This window comes from Acinetobacter sp. KB005, from assembly GCF_049949095.1.
Lineage (GTDB): Bacteria > Pseudomonadota > Gammaproteobacteria > Pseudomonadales > Moraxellaceae > Acinetobacter > Acinetobacter calcoaceticus.
Genome location: NZ_CP188191.1, coordinates 1,997,959 through 2,021,115, shown reverse-complemented (window position 1 = coordinate 2,021,115; position 23,157 = coordinate 1,997,959). Strand labels below are relative to the sequence as shown.

16 protein-coding genes are annotated in these 23,157 nt (G+C 37.7%); 9 read left to right on the top strand and 7 right to left on the bottom strand.

What is annotated here, in order from left to right:
- Positions 1-139: 139 nt before the first annotated feature.
- From ACPF64_RS09735 to ACPF64_RS09715, 5 genes are all read right to left on the bottom strand, one after another.
- Complete coding sequence (locus ACPF64_RS09735; RefSeq protein ID WP_426452908.1) at positions 140-313, bottom strand: hypothetical protein; 174 nt, start codon at positions 311-313, stop codon at positions 140-142.
- A 259-nt stretch (positions 314-572) separates the two neighbouring features.
- Positions 573-5,210, bottom strand: a complete 4,638-nt coding sequence (locus tag ACPF64_RS09730; protein WP_426452906.1) for an RHS repeat domain-containing protein — start codon at positions 5,208-5,210, stop codon at positions 573-575.
- A gap of 239 nt (positions 5,211-5,449) precedes the next feature.
- Positions 5,450-6,913 carry an amino acid permease gene (locus tag ACPF64_RS09725; protein WP_426452904.1) on the bottom strand — a complete coding sequence of 488 codons (1,464 nt, stop codon included), beginning with the start codon at positions 6,911-6,913 and terminating at the stop codon, positions 5,450-5,452.
- A gap of 400 nt (positions 6,914-7,313) precedes the next feature.
- Positions 7,314-8,408, bottom strand: a complete 1,095-nt coding sequence (gene astA, locus ACPF64_RS09720; RefSeq protein ID WP_426452902.1) for an arginine N-succinyltransferase — start codon at positions 8,406-8,408, stop codon at positions 7,314-7,316.
- On the bottom strand, positions 8,405-9,640 hold the full coding sequence (locus tag ACPF64_RS09715; protein WP_426452900.1) for an aspartate aminotransferase family protein: 1,236 nt from the start codon (positions 9,638-9,640) through the stop codon (positions 8,405-8,407). The genes astA and ACPF64_RS09715 overlap by 4 nt, the downstream gene beginning before the upstream one ends.
- A 135-nt stretch (positions 9,641-9,775) precedes the next feature.
- Between ACPF64_RS09715 and ACPF64_RS09710 the strand changes: the two genes are divergently transcribed.
- The 9 genes from ACPF64_RS09710 (at position 9,776) to ACPF64_RS09670 (ending at position 19,541) form a co-directional block, all read left to right on the top strand.
- Positions 9,776-10,198, top strand: coding sequence for an Lrp/AsnC family transcriptional regulator (locus ACPF64_RS09710; protein ID WP_151745182.1), 423 nt, complete (start codon positions 9,776-9,778; stop codon positions 10,196-10,198).
- Positions 10,199-10,528: 330 nt separating this feature from the next.
- Positions 10,529-11,959, top strand: coding sequence for a gamma-aminobutyraldehyde dehydrogenase (locus tag ACPF64_RS09705; RefSeq protein WP_426452897.1), 1,431 nt, complete (start codon positions 10,529-10,531; stop codon positions 11,957-11,959).
- Between the two features lie 28 nt (positions 11,960-11,987).
- Entirely contained in the window at positions 11,988-12,758 is a 771-nt protein-coding gene (locus ACPF64_RS09700) for a nuclear transport factor 2 family protein (protein ID WP_003652774.1), read from the top strand.
- Between the two features lie 55 nt (positions 12,759-12,813).
- The gene (locus tag ACPF64_RS09695; protein WP_003652776.1) at positions 12,814-13,533 is read left to right on the top strand and encodes a FadR/GntR family transcriptional regulator; all 720 of its coding nucleotides are present in this window, start codon (positions 12,814-12,816) and stop codon (positions 13,531-13,533) included.
- 65 nt (positions 13,534-13,598) lie between these two features.
- Positions 13,599-14,306: a cache domain-containing protein gene (locus ACPF64_RS09690; protein WP_017391632.1), complete on the top strand. Its 708-nt coding sequence runs from the start codon at positions 13,599-13,601 to the stop codon at positions 14,304-14,306.
- Positions 14,307-14,502: 196 nt separating this feature from the next.
- Positions 14,503-15,834: an APC family permease gene (locus tag ACPF64_RS09685; RefSeq protein ID WP_424609906.1), complete on the top strand. Its 1,332-nt coding sequence runs from the start codon at positions 14,503-14,505 to the stop codon at positions 15,832-15,834.
- Between the two features lie 18 nt (positions 15,835-15,852).
- On the top strand, positions 15,853-17,298 hold the full coding sequence (locus ACPF64_RS09680; RefSeq protein WP_426452893.1) for an NAD(P)/FAD-dependent oxidoreductase: 1,446 nt from the start codon (positions 15,853-15,855) through the stop codon (positions 17,296-17,298).
- A gap of 147 nt (positions 17,299-17,445) precedes the next feature.
- Positions 17,446-18,804, top strand: coding sequence for an amino acid permease (locus tag ACPF64_RS09675; protein WP_426452891.1), 1,359 nt, complete (start codon positions 17,446-17,448; stop codon positions 18,802-18,804).
- A 377-nt stretch (positions 18,805-19,181) separates the two neighbouring features.
- Entirely contained in the window at positions 19,182-19,541 is a 360-nt protein-coding gene (locus tag ACPF64_RS09670) for a hypothetical protein (protein ID WP_005303542.1), read from the top strand.
- 810 nt (positions 19,542-20,351) lie between these two features.
- On the opposite strand, the gene ACPF64_RS09665 is transcribed toward ACPF64_RS09670, so the two are convergent.
- Both ACPF64_RS09665 and ACPF64_RS09660 read right to left on the bottom strand, forming a co-directional pair.
- Entirely contained in the window at positions 20,352-22,088 is a 1,737-nt protein-coding gene (locus tag ACPF64_RS09665; RefSeq protein ID WP_426452889.1) for an esterase/lipase family protein, read from the bottom strand.
- A gap of 1 nt (position 22,089) precedes the next feature.
- Positions 22,090-23,148, bottom strand: a complete 1,059-nt coding sequence (locus tag ACPF64_RS09660) for a T6SS immunity protein Tli4 family protein (RefSeq protein WP_005042085.1) — start codon at positions 23,146-23,148, stop codon at positions 22,090-22,092.
- Positions 23,149-23,157 lie beyond the last annotated feature (9 nt).

Sequence of the window (23,157 nt, the reverse complement as noted above, 5' to 3'; positions counted from 1 at the left end):
ATCATTTTTTATTCTCTACATTTATATTTTAATTATGACGTTATAAAAACATCTTTTGAAAAAAAAAGCTAGACTTCTGCCTAGCTTTTTATATCTAAGAAAAAATTAAATTAAAAATAATGACCACGTATTCTAAAATCTATTTAATAAATTCTATGGTATATCCATCAATCTTTTTCTTTTCATCTTCATGTAATTTTAACTTAATCATTCCGTCAGTAATACCACCTTTAACAGAATACGTATAGTAGTAATAGCTTTGCTCATCATCACCTCCAACGCCTCCACCAAAGTACTTCCCAGACTTACGCAAATTATACTCTTCTATATCACCATATTTTTTATGTAACTCCTCATCTTGCTTAAAGACCTTATCAATATATAATTAATTCCTTTTAGAAAGTCTATTTGCTATATAATTCAATGCGAATATAAATGGTATCAAAAGAAATATTATTACTAGTACTTTTTTTCATATTTAACTTCATTTTTATCCTTCATAAATATTTTAAATTACATATATGATAACCATAATGATTTTTCATATTTAAAAAATCATTATGATAAGACTATTATTTCGCCATCTTTTTCTCTAACTTTGGCTGTACTTTCTGTTGAGGCATCTTCAGATTAGTATACCCACCTAATTCTGCACTGATCGCTCCTCCAATCGATACTCCGGTCTTAAAATGCTGATCCTTTTTAAATATATCTAAATTGATAGTAGGCCCTGTAGCCTCAAACTTCCCCCCTCCTTCTTTTTGCACAAAGCCATTACCACTTATTGCATTTACCCCCACTAAACTTACCCCTACATTACCAACACCTATTGCAATATCCCCTTTAGCTGAAGTACGTCCAATAGGTCCATAACCCGTAGGCTTAGTATGAATTGATGGCCCACCAGCTGTATCAAGACTCAGTCCAGCCCCCACACCAACGCCTAGGCGAGCTATAGCTTCTAAACTTCCATTATTGAAACTAATTTCAGCTCCTCCACCCCAGCCCACATATAAACTACCACTCACAGCCCATAAACCTTTCGGATCAACTTTATTTACCGGATCATTCATTGCATAGGCATACGGATTCCAGCCTCCCTCCAATCCAATCGGATCTGCCTCCATATAACGCCCCAATAATGGGTTGTAATAGCGGTTTAAGTTGTAATGTAAGCCCGTCGCTTTATCATAAACTTGCCCTGGAAAACGAAGGTTCATCTCAACCGTTTCTACTGTCGGTTTAGCTACTCCAAATGCATCTGAATTCCTCACCCAAACCTTATTGTTCGTCGCTGAATCAATACCTCGGTACGGTGTGTTTTTCTCATCTGTTAGTAAATAGACAATCTTGTCACCATAAATCGCTGATACCGGCTTATCTCCCAACCAAATATATTCGACTAAAGCCTGCCCATTGCCATCATATTCACCTAAAAGATGATCTGCTTCATCATAGACATACTGGCGGGTCGATCCGTTGCGTGCCGTTAGTATCCTTTGGTTCTTATGATTATAGTCAATCTCATGGCTTGTATATTTCCCATCAGGAGTAGCACCCTCTGTGGCACGACGCCCCTGATAGTCATAAATTGCCGTTCCTAAAATATTCGGAAGATTCAACTCTCCTGTCGCATTATAACTAAAACTCTGGGCAGCATTATTATGGGTCATCGTCGCATATTTATTACCAGAGGTACTATACGTATAACTCGCACTTGTAATCGGATAAGGACTGCCTGTTCCACTAGAGCTAAATGTTTTTCTATTCCCATTGTCATCATAACTAAATGTATGGGTATAACCTCCCGTCAATAACTCCTGAAGCAACTGCCCTTTCTTATCATACTTATACGTTCGCGTTTGACTACCTATCTTCTTCGTTTGTAATAAACCATTCTTATAATAGCTATTTACAATCGAATCATAGTCCGCATTATTGACCTTGTTAGTAATATTGGTAATATTCTTCACTGAATCATATACATAATCCGTGGTATTTCCATTACCCCATTTCATACTTGAAACCAGGTTGATGTCGTTATAACCCAACGTTAAAATACTCTGATCACCTAAACTAACCCCTTGCAGCCTTGTATCCCCTACAATCCCACCCAATGGATAAGGCAATTCATAGTAAGTATAATTATAATTGACTTTTTTCCCCGATGGATAAGTGATTTCTTTTATACGATCGCCTTTGGTATAACCATAACTCACCGTCAGCTTTTTATCCGCAGCCTGTAATCTTCCGGCACGCTGCTGTTTAGCAATTACACGGTCTAAACCATCATAGCTATATTCTGTATTCCCTCCCCAATATCTTTGACCATCCGTAAACCCGGTCTTATTCTGCGATTCAATCTTGTCTAAACGCCCAAAACGACTAGTATGATAGTTATATTTATAGTTGACATCCTTACTCGAAGCTGTCTGGTTTACATGCTGACAATTTGATTGTTTATAATGATCTAAAACATCATAAGACAAATAGTTACAGTAGCGGGTCGAGGCATGTTTGGATGTTAATAAATTCGATACACCATCATAGGTATATTCTTTTACCCCATAATCACTATTCGTTTCCTTCGCTAAATCTTTACCACTTGTATAGCTATTGGTAGAGTTCGAACCATTTGAAGCTTTCTTTAAAGTCGCATTATCAAAACTATCATAGTTATAACTATATATTTTACCCAATGGGTCCGTATAAGTCTTTTTTCTATTCAAGCCATCATAAGTAAAACTTTCTACACTTTCGGTACCCTCTGCATTCGGCTTTATTATTTTTAATACATTGCCGTTCGCATCATATTCTTTCTTCTGCCAGTTTGCTGTACCATCTGAACCATATTTGCTTTCTGTCAGGTTCCCTAAACGATCATAAACATAACTAGCTTTATCTCTTAATTCGCCAACATTATCAGGCATAGACTCAAGAACATATTCTCCATATTGTTCTTTTTCAGAAATAATTTGACCATTAGAATTGTAAGAATAGTTTGTTTTTAAATACTTATCTTTTTCAATTACCCCTTGTAATAAATTAGTCACACTATTATATCTATAATTTTTTATTTTTCCTTCTGGCTGAATCTCTCTTATAACATCATTCTTAAAATCATAACTATAATTATTAGCTTGAATTAATCCACTAGCAGAATCAGTCCGTGCTTTAACTGTAGGTAAATTAGATTGATTATACGAAATGTCTTGTATCACCCCATTCGGCTCTATAATCTTACCTGGTGCCCCAGCAGAATTATAATTACTAAACTCGGTAACTGACGACAACCCATCCTTGGTGATGGTTTCCTTTTTTTTGTTTACGCCAATATCTTCATATTCAAGGGTTTTAATACTTCCGTCCGGATCTGTTTGGCTTTTCAATAAGTCATTCACATACTGATACGTAGATTTCTTACTCTTCGTCACTCCTCCATTGGTATTGGTAACCGTTGAACTGGTCACACGACCTTTACTATCTAAGGTATTTACAATAGTTTCATCTTTTCTTTCTATCTTTAATGGGGTCTGGAATCTTTTTACATCAGGGGAGTAAGTATAAGTAGTAGTTCTTTTTAAAGCTTCATCACGCTCTGCTTCAATTAAAGTAGATAAACGACCAAAATCATCATATTGAAATGCTGTCGCATTACCATTTCTATCTATGACATATTTTAGGTCAGAGGTTAGCACATCAAAACCGGCCCGCTGTATAGGGGTATTATTATAGGTGACACAAGGATACCCCCCGAAATCGATATACATATTCCTTTCACGGTGATCCCCATCAATATAAATCGTCATCGGATCAAAATCTTTATCTGCAGTATTATCCGTAGAGATAAAGTTCATCGTCCGTAAGCTGTAAAAAGTTTGATAAGCATTTTCACTCCCTCTAGTTTTAACGACACTCGCCCGCTTTATGCCAGCCTTAGAGGAACTAAATGGATAAGAAAACCATAAATTATTATCTTTTTTATAATCAAAATTTGCTATATCTGCTGTTAAATCTCCACCAGAATCACGATATTTACTATGATAGGCTCTGGTTAGCGCCGGTACAAAAAATTCTGGTCCATCAGGAAATGGATCTCTAGGCCCTCTGGTTAAGTTTATGTTCCCTACCTTAGTATAGTTGTATTTTTCAGTGGGATTATTTGTAGAGTTTACAGCTGAAATTGCATAGATCTTTTCTTTATTTCCATTTAAATGATTTGTCCAGTCAAACTCTTCATAAGAATAGTCTGCTTGCTGTACCTTACCTGATTCTAATTCAGTTTCAGTAGGGGTTCTATTTAAGTATTCATCAATTGTATTGGATTTGCTCGAATACTTGCCAGCTATGACTTTAGTCGGGTAACTGATAGGTGCATAAGCCGTATCCGGATCTTTTTTATTACGCTCAATCGTCAGGAAGTTTCCATACTGGTCAACCACCTTAACTAATCCCGCATCACTCGCGTTATATTTAAACTTTAAATTCTGACCTGTTGACAATTCCGCTGCCGTAATCTTGTAAATGGCATCACTACCGAAGGTACTAATATGGCTTAAGGTATATTTATTACCATCCTTATAAAGGGTAAAGGATAAGTTCTTGACGTTATTAACACTCTTGCCATCACTAAATACACCTGAAGGCTGATTGAGTACTAAGCCCTTATCCCGGTGATTTTCACTATGATAACCGATGCGGTCTGCATCTTCTCGCTGCCCATTTCCGGTCGCTGCAAGGTATCCTTCATAATATAATGGCATGGATGAGAATATACGGGAGATTTTACCTAACTTTTTATCTGCCCCTAATCCCCCAATATAAAATGTTTCATCATGCTCATTCAGGAACCTGAGGCGCAGCAGAATCCTTAAATCACCTGAACTGGTATTTCCTTCATCGAATAGGATTAAATAATGGTTAAAGTTATCTTGCCAGCCGCCTATGGTTTTTAAGCCATCGGTTATTTCGCGGTTACGATTAAGATTTTCAGATAAGGCTGTTTGATAATTACGGGTATAAGGAATAGGACCTGAAATATCATTGACACTATAGTCGAATTCATTACCCAATAAGTCCCGGTAAGGCGTACAATTTTCTAAACCTGGTTGTTTGACTGCACTATGGATCATTTCAAATCGCCCTGCATGGCTATTTGAATACATAATGGTTAATATCATTGTGACTAGATATTTTTTATGGTTCAGCATTCGTGCTCCATTCAATTATTTCGTTATTTCTTATGATTTAAAGTATAAAAATCGCCCAATAATTACATAAACAAAACTAAATATATATATTTTTTTTAATTATTAAAATTTAAATGATCATTTTTTATTCTTTAAATTTATATTTTAATTATGACACCACAATAAATATCTTATATAAAATTTATTCAAAACAAAAAAGCTAGGCTTCTGCCTAGCTTTAAAAAAATTCATTATGTAGCTTAAATATAATCAACCTTTTGAGCTTTTAAAATATCAAGCTGCAACATCTTTTTCTTTTTATATCTATAGGCAACAAACAAACCAATAAACCAGATTGGTGAACACTCAAGTGCAATTAAAGTGTCATGATCTAAAGCTAAAATTACAATAGTGAAAACTAAAAACAGCATCGTAAACCATGCCATAAATAATCCACCCGGCATTTTATATTGAGATTGAATATGTAATTCAGGGAATTTTTTACGATAGGAAATATAAGAAAGCACAATCAACATGAATGTAAAAATACATAAAATTGAAGTGAGCGCTGAAATAATTGTAAACGCAGTCATGACATTTGGAACAATAAATAAAATAGAAGTTCCCATCGTCACACAAGCCATCGAAAATACGAGTCCTCTAATTGGAACCTTACTTTTAGATAACTTACTAAAGCTTTTAGGAGCATCATTGTCTAATGCTAAACCGTATAACATACGACTGGTCGCAAAAATTCCGCTATTGGCAGAAGATAGCGCCGAAGTCGCAACAACAAAATTGATTAAACCTGCTGCAATTGGTAACCCGACCAATGTAAACATTTCTACAAATGGGCTTTTTTCTGGTGAAACTTTTGCCCAAGATGTGACCGCAATAATACAAACCAATGCACCTACGTAGAACAATAAAATACGTAAAGGAATAGAGTTAATCGCTTTTGGAAGTGATTTATGCGGGTCTTTGGTTTCAGCAGCAGTCGTACCAACCAGCTCAATACCCACAAATGCAAAGATGGCAATTTGGAAGCCTGCCAAGAAACCTGTTACGCCATATGGAAACATCGACTCTGTTTCAAACAAATGGCTAACCGATGCCTTAACACCATTTGGAGAAGTAAATCCGGTACTAATTAAGTAAATACCCGCAAGAATGAACAGAATAATTGCTGTAATTTTGATGAGGGAAAACCAAAATTCGAGTTCACCAAATAGCCGAACGGCCACAAAATTGAGTATGGTTAAGACTGCCAATGAAGTAAATGCAGGAATCCAGACGGGTAAATCGGGATACCAAAACTGCATGTACCCTCCGATCACAATCACGTCTGCAATAGCAGTAATAATCCAGTTACACCAATAGGACCAGCCCAGAAAAAACCCTGCCCATGGACCGAGATAAGCCGTTGCAAAATCTGCGAATGTTTTAAAATTAGTATTCGCCAGCAGCAGCTCACCCATTGCTCGCATTACGAAGAAAAAGAAGAAACCAATAATTAAATAGGTTAAAACAATTGAAGTTCCTGAAATGCTTAATGTTTTACCAGAACCCATAAATAATCCAGTCCCGATTGCACCGCCAATCGCAATCATCTGAATATGACGATTGGTTAATGAGCGCTGCAATTTCTCTTCTTCTTGCTCAGTCATATGTTGACTACCAAGAAGATCTCCTTCCAGGAATTGTTTTCCGTTATTCTTACTCATGTAATATTTACTCCAATTTATAGCAATCGTTGTAAATGTTTTAATAATAAATAAATTATATGATTATCAATTTAGTCCATTAAATCATGTTAAAAATATTATTAAATCATTTAAAACCTTATAAATTCCTTTTTAAAAGCTATTACCTATAACAATAAAAATTAATCATAAATCCTTTCCTTCATTATTATATTAGCCTGACATCTATAAATATAATTTCGATAGAGAATTAAAATATATAAATTAATTAAATATTTTAATTGTCTGTCTTTTATAGAATAGCGGCAGGCTAATGAATTCCAGCTCAGCGAACAAGATTGTGTTTATCCATGTACCAATCTTGCGTTAGCGATAATATAGTATTCCTTCTTAAATTTGGTGAAATGTATAGTATTCCTGCTTAATTAACAGCCATTCGCAAATGATCAGTCTCTTTGAGTTTGTTTACCGCTTTTGGATTGGAAACGTGTTTACCTTGAACACTTAGCACACGAATTAAACAACCATTTTCGGCATTCAATTGTTTTGCTTGTTCTTGTGTTAATTGCAATATTTTCTGATGAGGTTTGCTATACACAAGAATGGCTCGATAATTTTCATAGTCATCATTGGCCACAATGTAAGGTTCATCCCCTACCGCAATATTTTCAGGTTGTTCAATTTGGACCACTACAGATTGACTTTCTTTAATCGCTCGTAAGTTTTCAATATCTGCCTGCAATGTCGCCCCACCATCAAAAATATCGACATATCCTTTATAGCGCAGCCCTTCTTCTAGCAAGAGATTATAGGCTGGTCGAGTATTTGGATGAACAATACCAATCGCTGCTTTAGCATCGTCAGGTAACATATCGACATAGAGTGGATGTCTTGGCATCAGCTCTGCAATAAATGCTTTTTGCCCTACTCCACTTAAATAATCAGCTTTGGTAAATTCAATATCAAAAAACTTATGACCTACCGCATTCCAAAATGGTGACTGCCCATTTGCATCGGAATAGCCACGCATTTCTGCCACAATGGTTTCTTCAAAATATTGGCGAAATGCCGACAGAAACAAGAAACGAACTTTAGATAAAAATTTGCCATTTTTATTTAAGCGATAGTCTGGGTCTAAAAACAAAGTGCAAAGCTCACTACAATTGGTGTGGTCATTACTCAAATATAGTGTTGGTAAAGCTTTATAAACACTTAGCGGTTCCGAGGCATGAACTTGCGTCCCTACATGAAAGTTGTACCAAGGCTCTTTTAAACCAAGTGCGACTTCAATGCCACAGACCCCTACTACTTTGTTGAGTTCAGTGTCTTCAAGAACAAATAAATAAACCTGATCTGCCTTTGGTAATTCGCCTGCGACTGTTTTACACGCCCGTTCAATACGAGCAGCAAGCTTTTCCATATTTGGCTGTAAAGATGTCAAGCCAAAACCTGCTTTTTGAGCCAACAGGTAAAGGTCATCAACGTCTTTAGGTTCAATGTAGCGAATAATCATCATGCCGCTTGTTCATCCTTTTGAATTGCTACGAAGCGAGCAAGTGCACGGTCAAATCTTTTTAAACCTTCATCAATATCAGCCAAAGGAATAATCAGAGATGGTGTAAAGCGCACAACATTTGGACCAGCAATAAGACTAAGTAATCCCTCTTCACCCGCAAGGTTATTAATATCTTTTGCTTTGCCAGCGAACTCTGATTTTAAGACACAGCCAATCAGTAAACCTTGACCCCGAATTGTTTCAAAGATTTCATATTTTTCATTTAATTTATTTAAAGCTTTTTTATAGTAATCATGGCGTGCTTTAACCCCGTTAAGCACTTCAGGCGTATTAATAAACTCAAATACTGCGCCCGCAACCGCACTTGCTAACGGGTTACCGCCATAAGTCGTACCGTGTGTACCCACTGAAAAATGCGGTGCAAACTTATCGGTTGTTAACATTGCACCGACTGGGAAACCACCACCTAGTGCTTTTGCAGTTGTAAGAACATCTGGAATAACACCAGTGTTCATGTAGGCATAAAGTGAACCTGTACGGCCTACACCTGTTTGTACTTCATCAAAAATAAGTAAGGCACCAAACTCATCACATAGTGCGCGTAAGCCTTTTAAAAATTCGATGTCAGCCGGAATAACGCCGCCTTCACCTTGTATCGGCTCAACAATAACCGCACATGTTTGCTCATTCATTACCGCTTTTGCTGCGTCTAAATCATTAAAGGCAACATGGTTGATACCATTTGGAAGCGGTGCAAAGTCTTGTGAATATTTAGGCTGACCGCCTGCTGAAACAGTAAATAAAGTACGGCCATGAAAAGCATTTTTAAATGCCACAATGCCACTTTTACCAACAACGCCGCTGTCTAAACCCACTTTACGCGCTAGTTTTAATGCCGCTTCGTTAGCTTCAGCACCTGAGTTACAAAAGAAAACCTTGTCTGCAAATGTATTTTCAGTGAGTTGTTTTGCAAGGCGTAGAACAGGTTCATTTGTATAACCATTGCCCACATGCCAAAGTTTTTTTGCTTGTTCTGTTAAAGCATTTACTGCCACTGGATGCGCATGACCTAATGCGTTTACTGCAATCCCGCCTGCAAAATCGATATATTCTTTATTTTCTTGATCCCAGATACGTGAACCTTCACCACGTACAGGAATGAAATTTGCCGGTGCAAAAACTGGAACCATCCACTCGTTAAAGTCACTACGAGAAACTGCAAAATTATTCATCTTATCTAGTCCATTAAATTGAATTATTAGGCTTAACTGATGACCCTATTATTCAAAATCAAATTGATTCACAAAATTTGTAATTCAGTCAAAAATGAATTATTTTTTACCAATCTGATAATTGACAATTACAATATGGATAACATTGATCAAATTATTTTAGGTTTGCTTAAAGATAACGCACGGATGTCTGTTACCGAGTTAGCCGAAAAAGTTCACGTTTCAAGAGCAACGGTAAAAAAGAGAATCGAGTATTTAGAGTCGTCAGGCATCATTACCGGATACACAGTACGGTTTAAACCCAATGCAGAACGAAATGTCATCCGCGCATGGATGAGCATTATGGTCGAAGGGACCAAAGCGCAGTCTGTGATTAAAGAATTACGCCTAGAAAGTGCCGTTGAATGTTTGCATAAAACTAACGGTAAATGGGACATTTTGGTTGAGCTACGCTGTGATACTTTAGAAAACTTCGATAAAGTTTTAGAAAGAATCAGGAATATTTCAGGTATTTATAACAGTGAAACCAGCATTCTGCTTGCGAGTCATAAAACCTGATGATTCACTTTAATTTCAAATAATAAGAAAGAAAAATTGATGAGCTAAGCATAAGGTTTGGCTCATCAAGCTGCTCTCGATTATAAAAATTCTTCTATTGTCTTTCGTCAAATCAACAAAACTATTACGACGTTGAACCTATTCTAAAAATCTTCAATAAATTTTTTAACTTTTTTTAAACAATAAAATCAAAAACTTAAAATCCAATTTGATTTGAATTCTAACTTTTTTCATTCACTCCCCCCGTCAAAGCATTTGACAGAAAATTTAAAACATAATACATATAGCATTATATGTTATATGTTAAAACCTAAGGACAAGGTATAAAAAATGGCTAAAACTCAACTAAAACACTTTATTAACGGCGAATATGTTGCTAGCAAAGGAAATGATTATTTCGACTTGGTAAGTCCGGTGACTGGCGAAGTTTATGGTCAATCGCCTAATGCAACCGAGGCAGAAGTTGATGCTGCTTACGCTGCTGCAAAAGAAGCTTTTAAAATTTGGGGACGCAGTACACCTTCAACTCGTCAAAAAGCATTATTGAATTTGGCAGATGCTATTGAAGCAAATGCGGAGCGTTTAATTGAAGCGCAAAGTCGTAATACGGGTCAGTTAAAACACTTAATTGCATCTGAAGAAGTGGGTGCATCAGCAGATCAGGTTCGTTTCTTTGCAGGTGCTGCTCGCCTACTGAATGGCACAGCTTCAGGTGAATATTTAGAAGGTTTAACCTCTTCTATTCGCCGCGAACCAGTCGGTGTAGTTGGCCAAGTTACACCTTGGAACTATCCACTCATGATGGCTGTTTGGAAAATTGCTCCTGCTTTAGCAGCTGGTAATACTGTGGTACTTAAACCAAGTGACACAACACCAGAAAGTACACTTTTGCTTGCAGAAATTGCTGCCCCATTTTTCCCTAAAGGCGCATTTAATGTGGTGCTAGGCCAAGCTCAGGTGGGTTCAAAAGTTGTATCACATAAAACACCTGCGCTCGTTTCTATTACAGGTTCGGTTCGTGCAGGCTTACAAGTTGCAGCTTCTGCGGCAGCAAATTTAGCGAAAGCCCACCTTGAGCTTGGTGGGAAAGCACCTGTCGTCGTTTTTGAAGATGCCGACATCGATAAAGCTGTTGAAATGATTGCTTTAACGGGTTACTTCAATGCAGGACAAGACTGTACTGCTGCAACACGCGTGATTGTTGCTGAAGCAGTTCACGATGAATTTTTAGGTAAATTAATTGAAGCGGCAAAAAATACACGCTTTGGTGAACCAGATGATCAAGACGCACTTTATGGTCCACTCAACAACGCTAATCAATTAAAGAATGTTAAAACCTTTATTGACAACTTACCTGCTCACGCCAAAGTTGAAACGGGTGGCAAGCAAGCAGATCGTCCAGGATTCTATTTTGAACCGACTGTAATTAGTGGTTTAAAACAACACGACGAAGCAATTCAAAATGAAATTTTTGGACCAGTCATTACTGTTCAAAAATTTACAGATGAAAATGATGCCATTGAAAAAGCCAACGATATTGAATATGGCTTAGCTTCAAGTGTCTGGACTAAAGATCATGCACGCGCAACTCGCCTGTCTCGTGAACTTGATTTCGGAACCGTTTGGATTAACACCCATATTCCTCTAACCGCAGAAATGCCACACGGCGGCTTCAAAAAATCGGGTTATGGTAAAGATTTATCAGGCTATGGTTTTGAAGAATATACACGCATTAAACATGTAATGAGTTCAAATGAATAATAAAAATCAGATTTGAAAGGAGATCAAAATGAATAAACAAGAAATGAAAGACTTTGTGAGTAAGGCGCACCACGAGTTATTTAATTTACATGACACCACTGCTCTAGACCGCTATTTTTCGGAAGACTTTATTGAGCACTCTCCACTGGTTGCCAACGGTATTTCAGGATTGCGTCAACTGGTAGAAGACTGCCCCGACATGCAACATGAAGCTGTGCGTGTATTGGCAGATGGAGACTTGGTTGCGATTCATGGGCGCTTTCAAGGATTAGATGAAAACCCGTTAGTTGGCTTTGATATCTACCGCGTTAAAGATGGAAAAATTGTAGAGCATTGGGATGGTCTCGTAGCAGAAGCAGCTCCGAATGTGAGTGGCAGAACACAATTAGATGGTCCAACCGAAATCGTAACTCACCATGACCCAGAGGAAAATCGTGAAATTGTGACCTCTTTCTTTAAGAAGTCATTAATTGATGGCAATTACGAAGCATTTAAAGAATACACCCACGGCGATCAGTTCATTCAACATAGCCCAGATATTGGTGATGGCGTTAAGGCAGTGATTGATTTTTTGAACAATATCCGTAATGAAGGGCAAGGTTTGGTATACTCCAAAACTCATCGCTCCATTGCTGATGGTCAATTTGTCTTGACACATTCTGAAGGAAATATTGCTGGAAATCGACATGCTTATTTTGAATTGTGGCGTGTAGATAATGGCAAAATTGTTGAACTTTGGGATGCAATACCAGCTGTGCCTGAAGATGAACAGGCAGTCCATCAATATGGCGTGTTTTAATCATTTATCCGTTTCATTAAGCTAAGTCACTGACTTAGCTTTTAGAGAATTCGCCATGTCAGCATATACGATAATTTTTGCACCTATCGCTCAGGCAACTCGCTCGGAACAAGTTGTTGAACGCTTGGAAAATGCAATTATCTCTGGATTGCTCAAAAGCAATGAACAACTTCCTAACGAGGCGGATTTAGCTCGCTTAATGGGAGTGTCACCGATTACCGTTCGTGAAGCGTTAAATACTTTACGGGTAAAAGGTCTGATTGATACACGACGCGGACGAAACGGCGGAAGTTTTGTTTGTGAGTTACCTTCCGACTTACTCTTAAACAAACATCCTTTGCGTCAAGCTTCAAATGAATATCTTGCTGATCTAGGTGAATTTCATAGTGCAATTTTAAGCCATGGTGCTTATTTAGCAGCACAAAGAACCACTGAATATGAACTGGGCAAAATCAAAGAATTGATTGAGCAATTTGAACAAGCCGTTGAAGCAGACACTCGTGCCCAGCTTGATTTACGTTGCTTGCTGACGCTCACCTCTTTTGCCCAATCAGCTCGACTGGCAAATCAAGAGTTAACTATACAAGCCGAATGGGCTCCGCTCATCGCAGTGCTTTACCAAGATGATCATTTTCATCAATTGGTCGTCGCGCAATACCACCAACTTTTATCATCTTTTGTTCAAGCCAATGAAGATGATGCTGTTATTCAAGCACGAAAAATTATTTCGATGCTAACAGACCAAATGCTTCGATATAAGTTATCTATCGAATAAAAATAATAAAACAGAGCGCTTATCAAATATCGAGTGAGAAATACGGAATTTTAGGAGTTATAGGAATGACCCAACATTTAGATATAGAAGAGCTTCAAAATTTGTTAAAGACGGTGGTTGAGGAAACGACAGCCATTACAGAAAAACTGGCGGCTAAAGCGAGCAAAATTCTCTCAAAACATGAACCTGAAAAAACAAAAGACGTTAAGCTTTCAGGTTCAGAACGTTCAGCTTTGCAAAAAGAAATTAAAAAGGCATTACAGGAAAGCCATTACAGTCAAGGTATTGGCTTTGCAAGTTATAGTCCTGCAACGCAAGAAGAACAAGATTATTGGACACTCGAATGGTGGTATAAAAAAGAAGATCAGTTACAACAAGCCAAACTTGAAAACTATCAAAATGCTCAGCGATTTTTAGATTTTCGCTCTTTTGAGTGGTTCCATAAACCTGCTCAAAATAAAAGTCCGTGCATCCATGGGCCATATGTCGATTATATTTGTAATGGTGCATACACCATCACCCTTGCCCACCCAGTCATGATTCGTGATCAATTTATCGGTGTAATTGCCACCGACATTTTAGTTTCCGCACTCGAAAAACTTCTCATGCCGAAGCTGAAAAACATCAAACAAAAAGCAATCGTGATCAACGATTCTTCTCGAGTCATTACTTCAAATGACGTCACCATCAGGACAGGCACATTATTTAGAGGACAAAGCCCCGAGCAGGTTCTCTCACGACCGTGTCAATCTTTTCAATTGGTCGTTATCTAGAGTGAAGTCAAAGATATAAATATTTGACCTTGCTTTAGGGCATCACCAAATCGAAACAGCACCTGAAGCCTCTGGCTTTTGTTCAAACTTTCTTCAATCAGACTTGCTCATTCAGGTCTTGGGGAAGTTTTGGCTCAAAAATAGCATCGCTTTTCCGGATGAAAAGCAAAACAACGAAATTTGAGGTTGAAATGACATGGAAAATAAAACGTCTTCCTTAAAAAAACTGTCTCTTTGGCAAGTCACGATTATTGGTATTGCCTACATGACGCCAATGACAGTGTTTGATACTTTCGGCATTGTCTCTGGAATTACCAATGGTCACGTGCCACTTGCATATTTACTCGCACTTGGTGCCATGTTACTCACCGCTTGGAGCTATGCAAGATTCAGTAAAACTTCAGAAAAGTCAGGCTCGGCATATAGCTATACTGCTGAAAGCCTAGGCCCTAAAAGTGGCTTTTTTGTCGGTTGGTGCTCCCTACTCGACTATCTGTTATTACCACTCATTAATGTTTTGCTTGCCGCAATTTATCTCACTGCCCTCATTCCAAGTCTGCCTTACTGGTTTTGGGTGCTTGTGTCGGCGAGCCTTGTCACCTTAGTGAACTGTTTCCGTATTCGCTTACTGGCCAATTTAAGCCTGTTGTTTGTGTTTGCACCCATCATACTCATGGTTATCTTTGTCTATTTAGTGATTCAGGGTATTGGCTCGAGTCAAGGTTATGAGCATGTGCTTACCTTGGCTCCCCTCTGGCATGAGCACCAATCTTTACTACCACTCGTTGCGGGTGCCTCAGTTTTGTGCTTTTCATTTTTAGGTTTTGATGCGGTTACTACGCTTTCAAATGAAACCAAACAACCCACCAAAAATATTCCACGAGCAGTCATGTTAACAACACTTGCTGGTGGATTCATTTTCTTTACCGCCGCCTGGTTTATTCAGCTTTATTTTCCAAATAATCTTCGCTTCCAGCACCCTACTGAAGCGCTTCCTGAAATTGTGCTTTATGTCGGCGGGGCTTTTTTCCAGTCCATATTCTTATGCGGGCAAATTATGAACACCGTTGCCTCTGGCCTAGCCTCACATGCCAGTGCTTCACGTTTACTGTATATAATGGGCACTGACAATATTTTTCCTAAAAAGTATTTTGGGACAATTCATATCTCCTTAGGTACACCATTTTTCTCGGTTTTATTTGTTGGTCTTATTTCGATGTCCGCGGTTTTTCTAGATTTAGCACAAGTCGTAAGCCTTATCAGCTTTGGTGCTCTAGTCGCTTTTACAGCCGTAAACTTCTCGGTTTTTATGAAATTTTATATTAAAGATAAACAGCGCTCAGGGTTTAAAAATAAATTTCTAAACCTATTTTTGCCGCTTATATCAGTCATCAGCATTATTTGTCTCTGGCTTAACCTTGACTCATCTTCACTGACTTTCGGATGTTTCTGGTTATCTTTAGGCATTCTTTTATTTATCTATAAAACGATTAAAAAACAAAGTATTGCTATTAGTAATGCTTATTAATTTTACAGGAACTTCATCATGAATATTATTTCTAAACCCCAGTTTTTAAAAGACGTGGAATATAAACCAAGTAAATCTCTACAAGTGGGCAAAGAATGGAGCTGGTTAAATCCGAAACATGCAAAATTTGACACAACCACTGTAGAAGGCCCATCGGTAGATAATCCAGCGAACTACTATGAAAGCTCACTTTCTGATTGGCATACATTTGACAGTTTAAAGGTCGATTTAGAATGTGATGTGGTGGTTATTGGTGGCGGTTTATTAGGTTCATCGACAGCCTTACATTTAGCTGAACAAGGCGTAGATACCGTTTTATTAGAAAAAAATCGTATTGGTAGTGCAGCCTCTGGCAGAAATGGCGGACAACTCACCCCCGGTTTGGCACGCTGGGAAGCTCAAGAAATGGCCGATCGATTAGGTTATGAAGATGCAAAAAAACTGTGGCATTTTACCTCTACGGAAGCCATGCAACTCATTGATGACATTTCGGAAAAATACCAGCTCAACTTTGACCGAAAACGTGGCCACATTACTGCCGCCGTTCATGAAGGACATTTGGTTGGTTTAACACAAGGCGCCGATGCACGAAAGTATTTAGGTGAAGACCATACCCGCATTGTGGGTAAACACGAACTCATGGACTATATTAAGTCTGACTACTATACGGGTGGTTTAATTGATGAGTTGGGTGGACAAATTCATCCTTTAGCTTTAAACCGCGGCTTAATTTATGGTTTTTGCCAAAACGGCGGTACTGTTTATGAGCAAACAGAAGTCATTTCAATAGAAGAAAAACCAGATGGTATTTATGTTCAAACAGCAAATGCCGTCGTAAAAGCTAAAAAGTCTGTAGTTTTGGCAGTTCACCATGCCTCATTTAAACTTTTATCAGAGCAAAACAATACCACTATTCCCTTTTATACCTATGTTGCGACTACTGCTCCGCTAGAGCTTGATACAAAAGAGCTTCTGCCATTTGGGCATCCGGTTTATGACACTCAGTTCCAGATTGATTACTACCGCCCCGTGTTTAACAACCGCTTACTGTTTGGTGGTCAAGGCACGGGAACGTGTTGGGGTCCAGAGAAAACTTTAAATTATCTAGAGCACCGAATTCATACGGTATTCCCTCAAATTAAAAATCTAGAGATGGATTTTGTTTGGAGTGGAACGACTGATTTAACGGTAAATGGTGCAGTTGATAGCCGTAAGTTTGGCAATAAATTCCCGATTTATGCTGTTCATGGCTGGAGCGGTCATGGTGTGGCGCAGACTGTTCGTATTGGTAAAGCCATTGCAAATGACTTTGTTGGGCAATCTAATGACTTCGAAATGTTATCTAAAATTGACCATCAAAATATTATGTTTGGTCGTACCCTTGCTCCCGTTGTCATTCCGCTCGCAAAAAGTATGTATGGCATCGGCGCAATGATTAACCCAGGCAAAATGGTGTCTTTCTAATTTAGAAAAACATCATTTTTCTAAAAAAGGATTCGTGCAGTTTTGTGTGAATCCTTTTTATTTAACTGAGTAAAATCCCTTTCAAACTAGGTTATCCCTAGCCAATCTATTACAATAGCGCCAGCTTTTTAATTCAGCGCATATATTTTGAGCAACTCATCTTCCCAATTAAAACGTGGACTTAAAAATCGTCACATCCAGTTAATCGCTATGGGTGGTGCTGTCGGGACAGGTTTATTTTTAGGCTCTGCACAAGTCATCCAGTCCGCTGGTCCTTCTATTATTTTAGGTTATGCCATCGTTGGTTTGGTTGCATTTTTAATTATGCGCCAAATGGGTGAAATGATCGTAGAAGAACCTGTGGTCGGCTCTTTTAGTTACTTTGCACAAAAATATTGGGGAAGATTCCCCGGTTTTTTATCGGGCTGGAACTATTGGGTTGTCTATATTCTAGTCGCTATGACCGAACTAACAGCGGTCGCTAAATATGTACATTACTGGTGGCCCCATATTCCTGCTTGGATATCAGCTTTATTTTTCTTTGTTCTAGTCACATGTTTGAACTTGGGCAATGTTAAATTTTATGGTGAATCTGAGTTTTGGTTAGCCATTATTAAAGTCGCTGCTGTCATTGCAATGATTGTCTTTGGTCTATATTTATTGCTTACAGCGGGTAGCGACTCATTAGCTAGCTTTTCAAACCTATGGCAGCATGGCGGATTTTTCCCACATGGGTTCTCGGGCCTGTTTTATATGCTCGCCTTCTTAATGTTTGCTTTTGGCGGTATTGAACTGATTGGGATGACTGCTGCTGAAGCTGAAAATCCAGAAAAAAGTATTCCACAAGCAATCAATCAAGTGATTTTCCGCATCTTGATTTTTTATGTGGCTTCGCTTGCCATCATTATGTCACTTATTCCGTGGAATCAGCTTGACCTTGGTCGTTTAGATAAAAGCCCATTTGTCATGATTTTTAGCCAGCTTGGCATTGGTTGGGCTGCACATTTACTCAACTTTATTATTTTGACTGCTGCACTGTCGGTTTATAACAGCGGCATGTATGCCAACAGCCGTATGTTATATGGGCTTGCAGTACAGGGCCATGCTCCAAAAGTTTTTGCACAAGTGAGCAAACAAGGTGTTCCTAAAGCTGCTGTTATCTTCTCTTCTATTCTGATTTTTGGTTGTGTATTACTTAACTATTTCGTACCAGAAGAAGCTTTAAGCTATCTCATGTACATGGCCGTAGCCGCTTTAGTTTTAAACTGGGCAATTATTAGCTTTACCCATTTGAAGTTTAAACGTGCGATGAAACTTGAAGGTAAAGCTGTCAAATTTCCTGCGCTATTTTCGCCTTTGAGTAACTATATTGTTTTAATTTTTATTGGCATGATTTTATATATTATGTGGACTCAAGGATTTGAAAAATCGGTGATTTTACTTCCGATCTGGATCACGTTCATGTTTGGGCTATATAAATTTTTAAGTTGGAAAAAAGCACTCTAATATTCAAAGAAGGCTTATTCAAACAGGATAAGCCTTTTACCATTTAACAGCTCATCACCCTAAGTAACTCCAGAAAATCTACTCAAAAAATCATTCACATTCTATCCATCATTGTTGAATGGTTCTCTGCTAGGCACATTGATATGTAACCCTTAGTCATTCTAAACATTGGTATTTAATGGGATAATTATTAAAGTACAAGTGTTTACATGATGTATAAATATTTGCGCTCATGTTCAGCTAAAATCAAAGCAGACCAGTTTATTGTTGCAATCACTCAATAGGCAAAAGACACTTCATCGAAAGACGTTCTTTACCCACTTTACTGATTTAGCGCCGTCAACTGTGTCACTCAATGATGAAAGACAGGAAATTTTATGGAAAAAGCTCTGCAATGTCCTAAGTGTGGTTCTACAGAAATTGAAGCACGTGACCATGACAAATTACTTAGAACAACTGGCGGTGTTTTACTGACAGCTGCTGGCACAACGGCAGGTACTGTAGGTGGTGCGGCAACTGGCGCTTCTGTTGGAGCAGCCATTGGTACGATTGCTGGTCCTTTAGGTGTGATTGTTGGCGGAACTGTAGGAACTTTTGTCGGTGCAATTAGTGCAGGAATCACTGGCGGTGTGGTGGGTAATATTTTTGGTAAAAAAGCGGGTGTGATGATCGATAAGAACATTTTTCAGGATTACCGCTGCCTAAAATGCAAATATCGCTTTAAGCAAAAGAAGTAAAACGAATTAAGTAGGAGAACTAGTTGCTCTAGCTCTCCTGCTATCATAAATACCACAGGATTCTACAAATATAAGTCTTAATTTTTTCAAGGATGAGAAAGTTTTTAGACTGTTATCTGACTCTTATCGACCCAACTAGCTGCTTTTAAGCCCTGCTGGACTTGTTGATATTGATCAAAAAGCTGTTCTTGCTTAACCTCTTGACTACCTACAGCTTTATCTTCAGCAACTTTATATTACCTGTACCATCAAAAAAGACAGAAATATGAACTACATCTGAACAATCTTGTTTTGCCGCAGGTGAAGTGTTTGGAACCTCACTATTAGTTCTATAGTTGGTTTGATAATTGTTTTTTAAACATTATTTAGCCCCATTCTTTCTTGCCACCTTAAACCCTTTTCGGTTGGATTTGGCCAATTAAGAGATGTAGTAATTTCTACTGTATTATTAGGGTATAAATATGCAGATAAATATTCATATCCCTGAATTCCCTCCCATCATTTAAATTTGCCCATACATCCAATTACAACCAGTTAAAATTACTGGTATACCTAGTAAAATAAATAGTATTCTATATTTCATTATTTCTCTCCATTTAGAACTCTTATTAATTTATTTCAATAAAAGTATATTAGCCCTGATTAAAAAATTAATTATCCAGCTTCAGACATTAAGCTATTCATAATCTGATCCATTGTTAGCTTTTTATCTTTAAATTTTTCAATAACCGCTGTAAATTATTATCTAAGTCAAATTGAGTGCCATACATCAATCATTTCTTTAAACTAAAGGGTTCGCCTCCCCTTAGTTTATCTATACTTCGGTTGAATATTATTTTCCTTAATAATTTTGACTATAGAATAAAGTACAGAACGCTTAACCTGTGTATTGTTATAACTACCTTGATGATCAAAACCTGTCATTTTGAATACTTGTTTAACTCCAGACTGCTTTAGTGGAGCACAACCAGACTGGTACGGCACGGTACCATCTCCAGGTGCGTTTTGATTGGAGATTGAAAAGACACCCAGATTACCACTTACTAACGAGATATAGCGGATGCCATTATTCTCAAGCGCTAAGTCACGATTGTTAGCATCTGTACCTTTGCCTTTTTTAATTTTTTCCATTTGTTCTTGAACAATTTTTTGACGATGTGCACCTATTTGCTTTGCTGTTGCTCTTGGTAACCTTTTCATTTGCTCGGCCGTTAAACCTCTCAATGGTTGATCTAATGTCCATGTCAGTGTGCCAAAACTTGAATGCTTAGGGTCATGTCCATAATTAACATAAGTACATGAGTGATATTTATTCATAATTTTTGAATGGAAATCCTTAACACCATTAATTTTTTGCTTATAGATATCTTTGACATTCTTATCCGGATTATTTTTTTCAACCATTTTAGCAGGATCAATTAGTTCTTCCTTGACCATTTCCCACCAAACGCCGTCAGCTTTATAAATTTCTTCATAAGGGTCACTTTTAGGCAGAGAAACAACATTTGTTTGTAAGTCTTTTCCACCCATTAATCCTGAACCATTCAAGAATAACCATGGTCTTCCATTGTTATAAGCTTTACTTGGTAATAGTTCTAAACCACCTGGAGCATTTGCAAGCACAGCAGTTACATGTTCAGTATTTTTACCAATAACATTAGCCGCAACCGCACTTACCAGCCCACCCTCTGATGAACCTGCAACAAGTCGCCTATAAGCAGCAGCAGCACCTTCTGCTGGCATAACACCGTGGACTACACCAGCAATATCTCCTCCACGTAATTGAACTAGTCTACGCGTTAGAAGCCCTCCCATAGAATGAGTGACAATAATAAATTTATGGAACCGTGCACCATATTCTTGTTTTATCTTATCTATTTTTTGGGCAACAATTGCTGCTCCATTTTCACTAGATTGTAGCCAGTTATAACCCATAGCATAAACAGGGAAATGAAATTTTTTTAAATGCTCTATTTCTTTTTGATTAATTGATATAAATGACTCTTGAGGAGTCCATTTATTTGATTCTCCCTGATTAAGTAAACTTTTCCACTCATAAATTGCTTCTTGCTGTTTCATTTGATGAATTGCAGCATAGCCTCCTCCAACTCCACCTCCATAAATCGGTTTTTCATTTAAATCGACGTTATTCAGTACCATTTGTAAATAAGTTAAAATTCCGCCATAACTATCCCAATGCACTGTACCCCAATAGCGTTCTCTTAAGGTCTTTTCGGTTAATTTAAGTCGACTATCAACTTTTATATCGCCACTTGTATCAACTCTAGTATTTAAAGGGTCCAACTCACTCTGTAGCACGGCAGGGCTTTTTTGCATTTGTGAATAAATAGTACCTACCATGCCGCCGCCATTACCCAATTTCCATACAGGCTTCTTCAAAGCAGTATTAAAAATATTTGACCCCATAATTCCCGGCACAAAAATAATTGGAATTGTATCTTGCAAAGGTACTTCTACATAAGTCCCAGCCTTATTTGTGGTAGGACTAGTTGCCGAACCCGATTGAGCAATAGACTTATTTACCATCTTATTGTTCCTTTTTATTATTTGGTGCAATTTGGATGCTGTTTAAAATAAAGTCATGTAATTGAAAAACTTTCTTTTGGCTAATAGTAGACTGAAGTGGCTCATCATCATGGACAAGCTCAGCACTTTCTAAACCGTAATGAATATATGGATCATTATTATTTTGCAATGAACCCAAATATTGCCACGCTGCTGATTCAAAACCACGCTCAGAGAAGCCTCGACGATGGGCATGACCAAATATCTCTTCACCAGCTAAACCGTTAATCTCTTTTTTTTGCTCTCTTAGATTTTCTGTGCTCATCATGGCCTTAAAAATAGCAGGAGCATTTTTTTCATTTTCCTTAACCATTTCAATTAATGGACGGTCAGACTCTAATCGCGCTCGATGTTCAATATCTACTCGAACTCTTGGATAACTTGGAAAAGTTAAATGTAAATGCCCACCCGTAAATGGAATATTTTTACTCATATCATCTAAAATAAAAAACTCTTTCCAACATAAACCAGCTTGACCTTCTCCCTTAGATGATCTGAGTTTGATGCTTTTTAAGTTATGCTGTATTCGTTCAATTGAGCGATCAAGATACTCATTACTTGCACCACTTTTTAAAGTGAGAAGTTTATTGGGACTAAGATATAAATACCCGTCAATATTGTAGATTTCCTTATCATACTTATTCTCCCTGTATACGATAATATGGCTAACTGAATGCCCAGCTTGGTTTACAGGACCTTGCATTTCTCGTTTTAATAAAACACCCTCTGTTTCATGAGGTTCATTCTTGAGATTCTGAATTTTGTCTTTAATTAGTTTTTGATATGCTTCGTATATTTTTACACTTTCATCAACCTCAATATCACTACCATTATAGTTGAATTTACTGTATTCAATTTCTGACTCTTTCGGTACCGTTAATTCAATTCGGCCAAAACATACTTTCTTAGGGTTACTATAATCAATCACTTTAATTCCTTCTTGTTCTTTCTCAACATTTGAACATGCACTAAAAGAAACTGCTGTTAATAAGCAAAGTGTTAAGCGCTTTAACAAATTCATTCTCAACCT